Below are 12,554 nucleotides of genomic sequence, written 5' to 3'. Positions count from 1 at the left end.
ATCCGGCGGCCGACCGAGAGGATAGATACGAATGGACCTGAGCTTCACCGAAACGCAGGACATGCTGCGCGACACGCTTTCGCGCTTCCTGGCGGACACCTACGACTTTGAAACCCGCAAGAAGATGCTGGAGCGCCCCGAAGGCCGCGATCCCGGCATCTGGCGCGCGCTGGCGACCGAGCTGGGCATCCTGTCCGCGCCCTTTTCCGAGGAACAGGGCGGCCTGGGCGGCGGGCCGCTGGAAAACCTGATCGTGATGGAGGAACTGGGCAAGGTCATCGCGATCGAACCCTACCTCCAGACCGCCGTGATCGGCGGCGGCGCGCTGAAGGCGGCGGGCGGCGCGATGGCCGACGCGCTGATTCCCGGCATCATCGGCGGCGATGTGATCTTCGCCTTCGCCTATGCCGAGCCGAAGGGCCGCTATGACTTGGCGCGGATCGAAACCACCGCGCGCAAGGACGGCGCCGGCTATGTGCTGAACGGTCACAAGGCGGTGGTCTATGCCGCGCCGTGGGCCACGCACCTGCTGGTCACCGCCCGGACCGGCGGATCGGGCAACGAACGCGGCGGCGTCGAGCTGTTCGTGGTGGACGCGAAAAGTGCGGGCGTGACGCGCCGCGACTACCCGACAGTCGACGGGTTCCAGGCCTCGGAAGTCTATTTCGAGAACGTCGCCGTCCCCGGCGAAGCCTTGCTGCCCGGTGGCATGGACCTGATCGAGCAGGTGATGGACCAAGCCACGATGGCCGTCTGCGCCGAAGGCCAGGGCGCCGGGCGCCAGCTTCACGAACTGACGCTGGCCTATACCAAGGAACGCAAGCAGTTCGGCCAGCCGATCGGCCGGTTCCAGGCGCTGCAGTTCCGCCTGGCCGACATGATGATCGAGGCCGAACAGATCGCCTCGATGACGCTGATGGGCACGCTCAAGCTCGACCTGCCGGCCGAACAGCGCAAGGCGGCGGTGAGCCTCGCCAAGGCCAAGGTCTCGAAGTCGCTGCGCTTCATCGGCCAGAACGCGGTGCAGACGCACGGCGGCATCGGCATCACCGTGGAACTGGCCGCCGGCCACTACTTCAAGCGCATGACGATGATCGAAAGCCAGTTCGGCCCCGCCGACTGGCATCTCGAACGCTACGAGGCGCTGACGCTTCCGGCCTGATCGGCCTGCGGATATTGAAGCAAGGGAAAGGGCATGGACCGGTTCCATGCCCTTTTCGCATCCGGTGCGGATGAAATCATCGGCGGCAAGGACCCTGCGGATTTGGCGACCGGCAGCGAGGCCGCTATCCTCCCGGCATGGCTTTCCGCTTTCCCGATCCCGCCGCGCTCTCCTCCCGAATCGCTCCGCTCCGGCATCGCCTGATGCGCTGGCGCGTCCGGTTCGCCCGGCTTATCCTGCTTCCGGAGCTCTCGCCCGATGACGCGCGTGAACTGGGGCATCAGGTGCAGGATGATGGCGCGCTGACACGCGGGTACATGCTGATGTGCGGCTTGGCCGCCGGCATCGCGGCGCTGGGCCTGCTGCAATCGTCAACCGCCGTGGTGATCGGTGCGATGCTGGTCTCGCCACTGATGAGCCCGATCGCCGCGCTGGGCTTCGGCTTCGCCTCGATCGACGGGCAGCGCATCCGCGATGCCGCGCGCGTGGTGCTGGTGGGCGCGGCGATCGGCATTGCCGCCGGAATGCTGATCACCTGGATCAGCCCGATCCGCAACGCCACGCCCGAACTTCTGGCCCGCACGCAGCCGACCCTGCTCGACCTCGCCGTCGCGCTGCTTTCCGGCATCGCCGGCGGGTACGCCACGGTGATGCGCAAGGGCGGGACCGCGATCGGCGTGGCCATCGCCACCGCGCTGATGCCGCCGTTGACCACCGTCGGCTATGGCATCGCCACGCTGCAACCCACCTTCGCGCTGGGCGCGCTGCTGCTGTTCCTGACCAACCTTTCCGCCATCGCCTTTGCCTTCGCGCTGGTCGCCCGGCTCTCCGGCGCGGCGCGGCCATTGCAGAACGTGCAATGGACCACCACGCATACCGTAGCCGGTGTCGCCGCGTTCCTGGCGCTGGCCACCCCGCTGGCCATGACACTCGTGCAGGTAAAGCGCGAGGCGACGCTGCGTTCGTCCGCGAGGAGCGCGATCGAGCAGGTTTCCGGCCAGCGGGGCGCCAGCATCGCGCAGATGGACGTGCACTGGCCCCTGTTCGGCGATCCCTCGGTCAATGCGGTCGTGGTCGCCCCGCAATACGCGGCGAACGGCGAACAGCGCGTCCACGATCTCCTGGCACCGAAGGTCGGGCCGGAAGTCTCGGTCAATCTGCAGCAGGTGCTGGCCGCCGACCTGCCCGCGCAAACCCGCGCCATGATCGACGCGGCGATGGAACGCACCGCCGCCGGGATCGCCGCCGACGTGCCGCCCTATGCCCGCATCCGCGCCAGCATCGGCCTGCCCACCACCGCGCTGTGGATCAACCGCACCGAACGCGCGGTGAACATCCAGCCGGTTGCTGCGCCCGGCTGGAAGCTGACCGATTATCTTCAGGCCGAGCGCATCGCCACCGACGCGGCGGAGGGCTGGAGCGTGCGCGTGATCCCGCCCGCCACGGCGGAACTGCGCGTCGCGCTCACCACCGAGGGAGCCCCCGCCGACGCGATTCCGGCCGGTGTCGCGATCTGGGCCTTGCAGCGCTGGGGCGTTGCCCACGTCCGCATCGCCATGCCCGAGGACGCACACGACGAAGCCCTGCCCGGGGCACTGGCCGGCGCCGGGATCACGACGCAACCCATGCCCGGCAAGGTTGCCCCGGCCGGCACCGCGATTCTGGAAATCTTCGCGCCGCCGCCGTTTAGCGGCGGCCAGTAGGCGCGTTTCCTGCCGGAGAGAAAGCCAGCGCCCTTGCGCCCGGCTCGCCCAGCCAATGGCCATCAAGGCCCCACACTTCCCCGATCATCGCGGGGGTAAGCGTCGTTTCGGGCGGCCCATTGGCCACGAGGCGACCCTGATCGAGGATCAGGACGCGATCGGCATGGTTCATCGCCTGCGCGAGATCGTGGAGTACGAGGACCACCCCCGCTCCGCCCCCCGCGAGGATGCGGAAGCGGGCCAGCAAGGCAAGCTGGTGCGCGAGATCGAGACTGGCGAGCGGTTCGTCGGCGAGAATCCAGCGCGGCTCACCCGCCAGCACGCGCGCCAGCAGGGCGCGGGCGCGCTCGCCGCCGGATAGCGCGGAAACGGGCCGCGCGGCGAAGCCCTCCAGATCGAGCGCGGCCATGGCAGCCCGCGCCGCGGCGGCGTCCGCTTCGGGTCCGGCGCGGTGCGGCAGGCGACCGAGCCGAACGAGCGTTTCCACGGTGACATCCCAGGCGACCGCGCCGTCCTGCGGCAGGAAGCCGATGGCGCGCGCGCGGGCGAGCGGCGGTAGCGTGGCGACAGGATGGCCATCGAGCAACACGACGCCTTCCGTCGGCGCGTGCAGCCCGGCGAGACACGCGAGCAGCGTGGACTTGCCCGCGCCGTTGGGGCCGCAGATTGCGGTCACTTCGCCAGGGCGCAGCGCGGTGGTGATCGCCTCGAGCCGGGCGGGAACGGAGATCTGCTTGGCGGCGAGCATCACGCGATCTCCCGCCGCATCGCCAGCAGCAGACGTAGAAAGAACGGCGCGCCGATCAAGCTGAGCGCGATGCCGAGGCGCAGTTCGCCGCCCGCCAGCGGCAGGACGCGGCACAGGCAATCGGCCATGAGCAGCAGCAGCGCCCCGGCCAGCGCACTGGGCAGGAACAGCGCCGACGGGCGGCGGTCGGTAAAGGGACGGACGAGATGCGGCACGACGAGGCCAACGAACCCGATGATCCCGGCGACCGCCACGCCCGCGCCAACGACGAGACCGACCCCCGCGACCATCAACCACAGCAACCGCGGGGGATCGACGCCAAGCGAGCGCGCCGCGCTTTCGCCCAGCGTCAGCGCATCGAGCGCGGGGCCGGTGCGCCACAGCACCAGCAGGCCAAGCAGCGTGGGCGGCAACGCGATCAGCACATCGGGCCAGCCGCGATCGGCCAGCGCGCCCATCAGCCAGGTGACGATCTCGCTGAGCGCGAAGGGATTGGGCGCCAGGCTGATGGCGAGGCTGGTGAGCGCGCCGGCCAGGCTGGCGATCATCATTCCCGCCAGCGTGAACAGCGCCACCCCGCCGGTCCGCCCCGCGATCAGCGCCAGCAGTGCCATGCCCAGCCCCGCGCCGGCGAGCGCGAACAGCGGCAGCAGCCAGGCTTGCGCGGCATAGCCCGTCCAGAACGACAGCACCGCGCCCAGCGCCGCCATCGGCGCAATGCCGAACAGCCCCGGATCGGCCAGCGGATTGCGCAGATAGCCTTGCATCGCCGCGCCCGCCGCGCCCAGCCCGCCGCCGACGAGCAGCGCCAGCACCGCGCGCGGCAGGCGCAGCTCGATCAGGATCGGCACGGCGTTGCGCGCGGCCGGCGCCAGCGGATCGATCCAAACCTGCCCTGCCAGCAGCGAGAGCGGCACGGCCAGCGCCAGCGCGACAAGCAGGGCGGGGATGAGGCGCAGGGTCATAGCGAAGCCCGCACCTGCCGCAGCCGCGCCGCCGCGCGGACGATCGTGGGACCACCGCAATAGAGCAGGCCGGACGCCAGCGTTTCGCGCCGGGTGCCGTCCAGCGCGGCGAGAACGGGATGGTGCAGCAGGCGATCGCCATCGCCGTGCGCGTCGGACGCGACCAGGATCAGGCGCGGTGGATCGGCGAGCATCCGTTCGAGCGGCAGCACGTCCGCCTGGCGCATCCCGCGCGCGGCGCTGAAACTGGCAAAGCCGGTGCGCCGGAGCAGGTCGGCGATCAGCGTGCCTTCGCCCGGCACGATCCCGCCCGATTGCCAGACGACCGTGGGCACCGGCGCGGCACCCGGCGGCGGCGCGGCGGCGGCAAGCGCGGCGTCGATCCGCGCGACGAGCCGCTCGCCGCGCTCCGGATGCCCCGCCAGCGCGGCGATGCGGCGGACCTGCGCGCGGCTGTCGGCCACGTTCATCGCGATGGGAAGCTGGGCAACCGGAATACCGAGGCGGTCATAGGCCGCGCGCGCCGCCGGGCCGAGGAACGTATCGCCCAGCACCAGATCGGGATGGAGCGCCAGCACTTCCTCCACCGTGCCGCGCGTGGCGGGGAAGCGCCGGGCCTGCGCCACGTCCATCGAACTCGACCGGGGATCGCGGCTGTAGTGCGACAGCGCCAGCACCTGCCCCGGATCGGCCACTTCGGCCAGGATCGCATCGCTGCACGGGTTGAGCGAAACGATCGCGGGATGCGCGCGCGCGGCCGAAGGTGGCGGCGTGGCGGGTGTGCACGCGCAGAGGCCCGCCAGCAACGCCAGCCCCCGGCCTCGCCGTCCCAAGGCCGGCGGGGTGAGGAAGGGCGAGGCGCGGCGTTTCTTAATACCGCACCCGCGCGCCGATGAAGGCGGACCGGCCCCAGGTGCCGTATCCGGCCGAGGTCTGGTACTTTTCATCGAACAGGTTCTCGACGCGGCCGAACAGTTCGAAGAAATCCCCGAACGGCAAGCTGGCGCGCAGCGTGGTCAGTTCGTAGCCATCGAGCCTGGTGCGGTTGCCCGCATCGTCGAAACTGTCGCTGACAAGGCGGACATCCGCACCCAGGGTCAGGCCAGCGAGCGGCGAGGTCCAGTCGGCCGAAAGCGTCAGCGCGTTGCGTGGGCGGCGGGCGAGCGCCTTGCCGTAGTTCGCGTCCGCGACGGTGAGGTTGCGGGCGCGATCATAGGTATAGACCGCCTGTGCGCGGAACGTGGGGCTGACATCGGCGCGCAGTTCCAGCTCCACGCCTTCGGCGCGAGTCTTGCCAACGTTGTCGTAAAAGCCGAAGCGCCCGCCCGCGCACTGCGGGCTGGTGACCGAGAAGCACGAGACATAGGAAATAAGGTTGCGCGTATCGCGCCGGAACCAGGTGGCCGAGGCATGGAACACGCCATCGGCCGTGGTATATTCGACCCCGGCATCGTAGCTGCGGCTGCGTTCGGGGCTGAGCCCCTGGTTCCCGTAGTCCGAATAGAGCTGGTAGAGTGTGGGCGCCTTGAACCCTTCGCCATAGCTGGCGCGCAGGCGCAGGCCCTGCACCACGCGGACGCTGCCATTGGCACCGAACGTCGCCTGCGTGCCGAAGCGGCTGTGATCGTCCACACGCACGCCGGCGGCAAGGCTGGCCCGGTCGGTGTACCAGCCGAGCAGGGCGTGGCCGCTGGAGAGGCGCGCGCTGCGCTGGGGATCGAACGTGGAGGAGAAGCGCGTCCATTCGCTGTCCCCGCCGAAATCGAGCGCGAAATGCGCGGGCAGCGCGATGCGGCCGGTGAGGTCGACGCGCTGGCTGCGGCCCTTGTAACCGTACTGCGGATCGGTGCCGTAGGTGGGATCGTAGTAGGTCCGGCGCGTATCGGCGAGCGCGTAGCCGCCGTCGAGCGTGAGCGCGCTGCCGGCGTAGTGGAACCCGGCGCGGCCCGAGAACTGGCGCGTCTTCTGGAATTCGGGCGTGTCGCCGAACACGGTGTAAGTCGGCGCCGGATAGCCATCGATATCGAGCCGGCTGTCGGCATAGCGCGCGACGGCGTTGAGCGAGAGATCGGGGGTGAGGTTCACGCGCCCGCGCCCGCCGATGCGCCACTGGCGATAGCCGTCCGGCTCGGTGCCGGTCGCGGCGGCGGACACGCCATCGGTGCGCGCGTAGCCGCCGTTGAGCGAGAAGGCATAGCGATCGTTGGCCACGCCGGCCACGGCATCGGCGGAGACGGTTTCCTTCGCGCCATATTCGACGCTGGCTTCCGCGCCGTTCACTTCCTTCGTCGTCACCGCGATGACGCCGCCGATCGCGGCGCTGCCCCAGACCACGGAGTTCGAGCCGCGCAGCACGTCGATGCGGTCGATCCCGCCGGTCAGCAGGTTGCCGAAATCGTAGCCGCCCGACGGCGAGGACACGTCTTCCACCCGCACGCCATCGATCAGCACCAGCACCTGTTCGGCTTCGGAGCCGCGCAGGCGCACGCCGGTAAAGCCGCCAAGGCCGCCGTTGCGCGAGAAGGTGAGGCCCGGCACGCGCTCCAGCACGCGCGTCAGGTCCGGGCCTTGCACTTGCGCGATCTGGTCGGCGGTGATGACGGTGACGGCCTGCCCGGTCTGGTCGAGCCGCAGCTTGCTGCCCGTGGCGAGCACGGTGATCTGCGCATCGGCGGAGACGGCGGCGGGCGCCGGTTGCGCCATCTCGTCCTGGGCCAGCGCCGGCGTGGCGGCCAACAGGGATACGGTAAGGAAAAACAGATACTTGCCCGGCATTCTTCAGACTCCCAGCCCATGAACGAACTGCCGTTCATGGCGGGAGGACCGCCGGGCCAACGGGCGGAACTCACGACGCGTGCGCCCGGTACACCCCGCCCGGCCGCGGAACGACCACACACCGGCAGGTCTCCTGGCTCTCCGGGTCATCGCCCCCCGCCCGCCTTCCCGGCCGTGCGGCCAGTGGCATCGTGGACAGGGCGCTCGCCGGATACAGTTGCGGGGGCAGCTCCGGTTCGGGGACCGACTGGTCCTTCAACGGATTCCCTCTTGGCCCTTTAGGGGCACCGGTGGCGTCGCTGCGGCGCGTAGCCCCGAACGCAGGCACGGGCAAGAGTCTTAACCGATTCACCCTATGACGCGGGTCTGTGCCGCCCTGGGACGGCGCGAACGCCGCGCGTGCGGGACCTTTCCGCGCGCGCTAGCGCACGAAAGTACAAGGAACGCGTCCAAGACCCGATGCCGCTGGAGATCGCCTACCGTCCGTTCGCCCTTCCGCCCGAGGCCACGCCCTCGCCGGCGCGGGATGCGGCGCGTGCGGCTTCGGCAGTGCTCGATGGCGTGACGCCGGTTCCCCTGGCACGCACCGAAGCCACTGAAGCGACCGCCGCCTGCGCCTTGCCGATGCCCCGCCCGCGCGATTTTGCCGCGCGCATCCGCCGGCGCGACATGGTGTCGGTGCGGCGCCGGCTGCGGACCCCGTCGCTGCTGCGCCAGCGTCTGGCCGGCGTGGCCACGATCGGCCTGTTCGCGATGGTGCTCGGCCCCATCGGCTGGGGCAGCCCCGGCGGAATCGACCGCGCCGCCGCGCAGGCCGAAGCGGGTGCGCTGCAGCCGTTCGAGCAGGCGGGCGAGAGCTTTCCCGGATCGGCCTTCTACTATGTCTCACCCGACGATACCGGGCTGATCGCGCCCAATGCCGCCGAACAGGCCTGGGCCGCGCACCGCGACGACGAGGAGGTCGCTTCCACCGCCGAGCCCGCCGGCCCCGCCGCGCGGCCGATCTTCGCGCGCGGCAGCGGCGAGGACCAGTGGCGCGCGCTGCAATGCCTGACGGCGGCGATCTATTACGAGGCCGCTTCGGAACCCGACAGCGGTCAGCGCGCGGTGGCGCAAGTGGTGCTGAACCGCGTGGCGCATCCCGCCTTCCCCAATACCGTGTGCGGCGTGGTCTATCAGGGATCGGAGCGGCCCGGCTGCCAGTTCAGCTTCGCCTGCGACGGATCGCTGGCGCGCCGGCCGATGGTGGCGTTCTGGGAACGCGCGCGGCGCGTCGCCCGCGATGCGCTGGCCGGGTACGTCTATGCCCCGGTGGGCCTGGCCACGCATTACCACACCAGCGCGATCCACCCCTATTGGGCCGACAGCCTGACGTTCATCGGCACGATCGGCGCGCACCGGTTCTACCGCTGGAGCGGCGGCGCGGGCCGCCCGGCGGCGTTCAACGCGGTCTATGCCGGGGGCGAGCCGATCGCCGCGCCGCATCCGCGCACCTGGACGCCCGCGCCCACCGACATCGCCGATCCGGTCGCGCTCGCCCGCGCCTACGAGGATGGCCGCCTGGCCGCGCTGCAACAGCAGGCCGCGCCGGTGCCGGCGGCCACGTCCGCCGCGTTCGGGCAGGCGCCGCTGCCCCACGCCACCGCGCCCGCCTATGCGCCGGCGATCGAGCAGCGCGGCGGCGATGCCGTGTTCCGCGCGAGCGACCGGCTGCCCGGCACACCTCCCGCCGGTTCGCATCCTGCGGGATCGAACCTGCCCGGCGCCAACACCATCCGGCCCGAATACCAGAACAGCGGCAAGTGGATCGCGCAGCCGCAGGGGTAGACCGGCTCCACGCGCGTCCTTCGACAAGCTCAGGACGAACGGGTGTGGGGACTGGTTATCAGTCCGCTTTCTTCGACAGTTGAGGCGGTCAAGCCATGCCGAACAGGCACGATTGCGGACGTCGAAGCGCCGTGCAAAAAAGCGGGATGACGTTTCTCGCCAAGAGCATGGAAGTGGTGTTCGTCGGCGCTTGGTGCGTCGGTGTTGCTGCTCTCGTTTACGCTAGCCGCTACTGGCTTCCAATGTGGGCTAGCGGTTTCAAGAAGTTAGACAAGCACAAGGGTTACATGCGCAAAGCACTTACCGGCTTTGGCGTGTTCATCCTTGCTATTGGCGTAGGCTTTGCCGCTGGCGGTATCGCTGAATATTGGGGCGGTGGATGGTAATAGCCAAAACGTCCGCTCCCCCCGCCATTCCCGCCCATGAGCCGATTTTCGTGGTCACCCGATAGCGGAAGTTCATTCAGGTATTGCCCCCGCCGCCGCCTCGCGCGCGATCACGCGGCGCAGGGCGTTGGCATAGACGTCCGGTTCCTGCGCGCCGGGGATCAGGTACTTGCCGTTGACGACCATCGCCGGCACGCCCGAGATGTTCCAGTCCCACGCCTGCTGCTCGCCCGCCTCGACAATCGCGGCCAGTTCCGGATCGTCGAGCGCGGCTTGCGCGCGGGCGCGGTCCAGCCCCAAGCTTTCCGCCACATCGAGCAGCACGCCCTGGTCCGAAACGTTGCGGCGGTGCTGGAAATGCGCCTCGAACAGCGCGAGCTTCAGCCGCACTTCGGTTTCCGCATCGTAATCACGCAGCGCGTGGACCAGCAGCGTGTGCGCGGCGCGGGTGTTCCACATCATCGCGGGCGGCGGCGTGCCCTCGCCCGACCAGGACAAGTTGGCGCCGGCCCGCTCGGCGATGGCCAGCAATTGCGAGCGGCCTTCCGCCGCCTGTTCCTTGCTGCGCCCGTACTTGCGCATGATGTGCGCGCTCTGCTCCTCGCCTTCGGGCGGCATGTCGGGGTTGAGCTCGAACGGGTGGAAGCGGATCGTCGCCGCCACTTCGTCGCCCAGGATGGCCAGCCCCTTCTGCAACTGGTGGTAGCCGATCACGCACCACGGACACATCACGTCCGACCAGATATCGATCGTCACCGGCTTTGGCGCAGCGGGCGCGGTCATCGGGCGATCCACCATTCCAGCAGGTGCCGCGCCACAGCGTGCGGCGGGGGCGCGATGAAAGGCCCTTCCTCATCGCCGTCCAGCGCCGCCCGCACTTCGGCGCGGGTGAACCAGCGCGCCTCTTCCAGTTCGGTGGTGTCGACGGTGAGCGTGGGATCGTCGGTCAGGCTGTGGCAGCCGATCATCAGCGACGAGGGGAACGGCCACGGCTGGCTGGCGACATAGGTCACGTCGCGCACGACCACGCCCGCTTCCTCCTGCACTTCGCGCGCCACCGCGCCCTCGATCGATTCGCCCGGCTCCACGAACCCGGCCAGCGCCGAAAAGCGGCGCGGCGGAAAGCGCGGCTGGCGGCCCAGCAGCAGGTTGCCCTGATGCTCCACCAGCATGATCGTGACCGGATCGACGCGCGGGAAATGCTCCGCCTTGCACGCCGCGTTCGTGCAGGAACGCTGCCAGCCGCCCTTGGCCAGCACAGTGGCATGGCCGCACCGCGCACAGAAGCGGTGCCGGGCGTGCCAGTCCACCAGGCTGCGCGCCCCGCCATAGATCGCGAGGTCCTGCGATCCCAGCATCGTCATCGCCTGCCACAGGCGCGAATTGGGCGGCGCCACGCTGCCCACCAGACGCGGCGCGACTTCGGCGAAGCAGCCGCGGCCGTCCTCGGTCAGGCCCAGAAAAACCAGTTCGGCCTGCGGATCGGCATCGGCCAGCGTGCCCCAGTCCAGCCCGCCTTCGGGCGCTAGCACCGGGTCCAGCCCGTCCAGCCGCAGCAGGCGCGCGCGCCAGTTCATCAGGCCGGCCAGCTTGTCCGGATCGGAGCGGACATGATCCGCCCGGTCGAGCGCGCTGCCGGCAAAGGCGATGGTGGTTCCGTTCATGCGGCTTTCTTTCCACGAAACAGGTCTGCGATCACAGCCTTGGGGAAATCCCTTTGCACCGGATAGGCTTCGGAGGGCATGTATTGCGTATAGAGGCCCGCGCGGTTGCCGACGCGGTGGTTGATGAAGGCGATCGTGCCGGCGGCCCCGGCCCAGCCATAGGTGCCCGCATCCACGCCGATGCCCACACGCCCGCCCGCACCGAAGCCCGCCCCCGCGATCATCGTGCCGTCGGTGGCAGCGCCGGGCGGAAGCAGGTTGCTGGTACCCAGCCGTACCGCCGCTTCGCTCATCACCCGCCGCCCGTCGATCGTGCCATAGCCCAGCAGCATGGTGAGGAAGCGGTCATAATCGCGCGGGGAACTGACCAGCCCGGCGCCACCGAACGGGAACGCCGGCGGATCGAGGTAGATCGAGGACTGCGCCGGATCGAGCGGCACCACGAATCCGCCGAGCACGCCGTAGTTCGAGGTCAGCCGGCCGACTTCGCTCTTCGGCACCTGGAACCACGAACTGTCCATGCCCGTGGGGCCGAAGATGCGATCCTGCAGGAAGCGCTCGAACGGCTGGCCCGATGCCACCTCGATCACGCGTCCCAGCAGGTCGAGCGCGACCGAATAGCTCCATTGCGTGCCCGGTTCATAGACGAGCGGCAGGTCGGCCAGCCGGTCCGCGAATTCGGCCAGGCTACGGGGCATGGCGGCGGGCTGCTGCATGCCCGGCACCGGCAACCGCGTGATCTGGCCGGGCACGATGCCAGCCTGTTCGTAGGCGGTCTTGATCGGTCCCTTCTGGATGATCGAATAGCCCAGCCCCGCCGTGTGGGTGAGCAGGTGACGGATCGTAATCGGCGTTTTCGCGGGCCGGAGATCGGTGATCGAGCCGTCCGGCGTCACCTGCACCTGCATTTTCGCGAACTTCGGCAGGATGTCCGACAAGGGCTGGTCGAGGCGCAGCTTGCCTTCGTCGATCAGGATCATCGCCGCCATGCCGGTGATCGGCTTGGTCATCGAATAGACGCGGAACAGGCTGTCCATGGTGACGGGGGCGGCTTCGCCCTTCGTCTCCACGCCGCGCGCGATACTTTCCGGCGGGGCGCTGCCCCAGCCAAGCGCCGCGATCATGCCCGGCAGCTTGCCACCGGACACGTAGCCATCGAGCAGTTGCGTCACCGCCGGCCATTGCGCCTCGGCCGCCGCGCTGGCGAAAGCGAACCGGGGAAACAGAGCGCCGCCGAGGCCGATGAACAGGCCACCACGCATGATCTCGCGTCGGGAAAGGCCCCGGAACGGGGGCAGAACTTCGCTTCGCATGGGGTCGTCTA

General features: G+C 69.7%; 11 protein-coding genes and 1 riboswitch. Of the genes, 4 read left to right on the top strand and 7 right to left on the bottom strand.

The features are described from left to right. The first annotated feature begins 31 nt into the window (after positions 1 to 31). Complete coding sequence (locus FA702_RS14795) at positions 32 to 1,162, top strand: acyl-CoA dehydrogenase family protein (RefSeq protein WP_136956745.1); 1,131 nt, start codon at positions 32 to 34, stop codon at positions 1,160 to 1,162. Between the two features lie 137 nt (positions 1,163 to 1,299). Then, positions 1,300 to 2,865, top strand: coding sequence for a DUF389 domain-containing protein (locus FA702_RS14790; RefSeq protein WP_136956744.1), 1,566 nt, complete (start codon positions 1,300 to 1,302; stop codon positions 2,863 to 2,865). On the opposite strand, the gene FA702_RS14785 is transcribed toward FA702_RS14790, so the two are convergent. The 4 genes from FA702_RS14785 to FA702_RS14770 all read right to left on the bottom strand — a co-directional run bounded on the left by FA702_RS14785 (position 2,849) and on the right by FA702_RS14770 (position 7,353). Next, the gene (locus FA702_RS14785) at positions 2,849 to 3,613 is read right to left on the bottom strand and encodes an ABC transporter ATP-binding protein (RefSeq protein WP_136956743.1); all 765 of its coding nucleotides are present in this window, start codon (positions 3,611 to 3,613) and stop codon (positions 2,849 to 2,851) included. The genes FA702_RS14790 and FA702_RS14785 overlap by 17 nt on opposite strands. Continuing rightward, positions 3,613 to 4,578, bottom strand: a complete 966-nt coding sequence (locus tag FA702_RS14780) for an iron ABC transporter permease (protein WP_136956742.1) — start codon at positions 4,576 to 4,578, stop codon at positions 3,613 to 3,615. Before FA702_RS14780 ends, FA702_RS14785 begins: the two co-directional genes overlap by 1 nt. Continuing rightward, on the bottom strand, positions 4,575 to 5,384 hold the full coding sequence (locus tag FA702_RS14775) for an ABC transporter substrate-binding protein (protein WP_255504590.1): 810 nt from the start codon (positions 5,382 to 5,384) through the stop codon (positions 4,575 to 4,577). The genes FA702_RS14780 and FA702_RS14775 overlap by 4 nt, the downstream gene beginning before the upstream one ends. Positions 5,385 to 5,448: 64 nt before the next feature. Then, entirely contained in the window at positions 5,449 to 7,353 is a 1,905-nt protein-coding gene (locus FA702_RS14770) for a TonB-dependent siderophore receptor (protein WP_136956740.1), read from the bottom strand. 105 nt (positions 7,354 to 7,458) lie between these two features. Beyond that, positions 7,459 to 7,660: riboswitch (cobalamin riboswitch) on the bottom strand. Positions 7,661 to 7,812: 152 nt separating this feature from the next. On the opposite strand from FA702_RS14770, the gene FA702_RS14765 reads away from it, so the two are divergent. After that, the gene (locus FA702_RS14765) at positions 7,813 to 9,180 is read left to right on the top strand and encodes a cell wall hydrolase (protein WP_136956739.1); all 1,368 of its coding nucleotides are present in this window, start codon (positions 7,813 to 7,815) and stop codon (positions 9,178 to 9,180) included. A gap of 146 nt (positions 9,181 to 9,326) precedes the next feature. Beyond that, positions 9,327 to 9,566 (top strand): hypothetical protein, encoded by a 240-nt coding sequence (locus FA702_RS14760; protein ID WP_136956738.1) that lies wholly within the window; start codon positions 9,327 to 9,329, stop codon positions 9,564 to 9,566. A 72-nt stretch (positions 9,567 to 9,638) separates the two neighbouring features. Here FA702_RS14760 and FA702_RS14755 read toward each other — a convergent pair whose 3' ends face one another. Genes FA702_RS14755 through FA702_RS14745 form a run of 3 tightly spaced genes read right to left on the bottom strand, consistent with a single transcriptional unit; the run spans position 9,639 to position 12,543 of the window. After that, positions 9,639 to 10,349, bottom strand: coding sequence for a DsbA family oxidoreductase (locus FA702_RS14755; RefSeq protein WP_210417550.1), 711 nt, complete (start codon positions 10,347 to 10,349; stop codon positions 9,639 to 9,641). Then, positions 10,346 to 11,230: an NAD(+) diphosphatase gene (nudC, locus tag FA702_RS14750; protein WP_136956736.1), complete on the bottom strand. Its 885-nt coding sequence runs from the start codon at positions 11,228 to 11,230 to the stop codon at positions 10,346 to 10,348. Before nudC ends, FA702_RS14755 begins: the two co-directional genes overlap by 4 nt. After that, positions 11,227 to 12,543 (bottom strand): serine hydrolase, encoded by a 1,317-nt coding sequence (locus FA702_RS14745; RefSeq protein ID WP_136956735.1) that lies wholly within the window; start codon positions 12,541 to 12,543, stop codon positions 11,227 to 11,229. Before FA702_RS14745 ends, nudC begins: the two co-directional genes overlap by 4 nt. Between the last annotated feature and the right edge of the window lie 11 nt (positions 12,544 to 12,554).

The organism is Novosphingobium sp. EMRT-2, from assembly GCF_005145025.1.
In the GTDB taxonomy this organism is placed as follows: Bacteria; Pseudomonadota; Alphaproteobacteria; order Sphingomonadales; family Sphingomonadaceae; genus Novosphingobium.
This window is presented reverse-complemented; position numbering and strand designations above follow the sequence as displayed.

Coding starts and splice junctions, on each gene's coding strand:
- FA702_RS14795 (WP_136956745.1), top strand. CDS start 32: ATGGACCTGAGCTTCACCGAAACGCAGGACATGCTGCGCGACACGCTT.
- FA702_RS14790 (WP_136956744.1), top strand. CDS start 1,300: ATGGCTTTCCGCTTTCCCGATCCCGCCGCGCTCTCCTCCCGAATCGCT.
- FA702_RS14785 (WP_136956743.1), bottom strand. CDS start 3,613: ATGCTCGCCGCCAAGCAGATCTCCGTTCCCGCCCGGCTCGAGGCGATC.
- FA702_RS14780 (WP_136956742.1), bottom strand. CDS start 4,578: ATGACCCTGCGCCTCATCCCCGCCCTGCTTGTCGCGCTGGCGCTGGCC.
- FA702_RS14770 (WP_136956740.1), bottom strand. CDS start 7,353: ATGCCGGGCAAGTATCTGTTTTTCCTTACCGTATCCCTGTTGGCCGCC.
- FA702_RS14765 (WP_136956739.1), top strand. CDS start 7,813: ATGCCGCTGGAGATCGCCTACCGTCCGTTCGCCCTTCCGCCCGAGGCC.
- FA702_RS14760 (WP_136956738.1), top strand. CDS start 9,327: ATGACGTTTCTCGCCAAGAGCATGGAAGTGGTGTTCGTCGGCGCTTGG.
- FA702_RS14755 (WP_210417550.1), bottom strand. CDS start 10,349: ATGACCGCGCCCGCTGCGCCAAAGCCGGTGACGATCGATATCTGGTCG.
- nudC (WP_136956736.1), bottom strand. CDS start 11,230: ATGAACGGAACCACCATCGCCTTTGCCGGCAGCGCGCTCGACCGGGCG.
- FA702_RS14745 (WP_136956735.1), bottom strand. CDS start 12,543: ATGCGAAGCGAAGTTCTGCCCCCGTTCCGGGGCCTTTCCCGACGCGAG.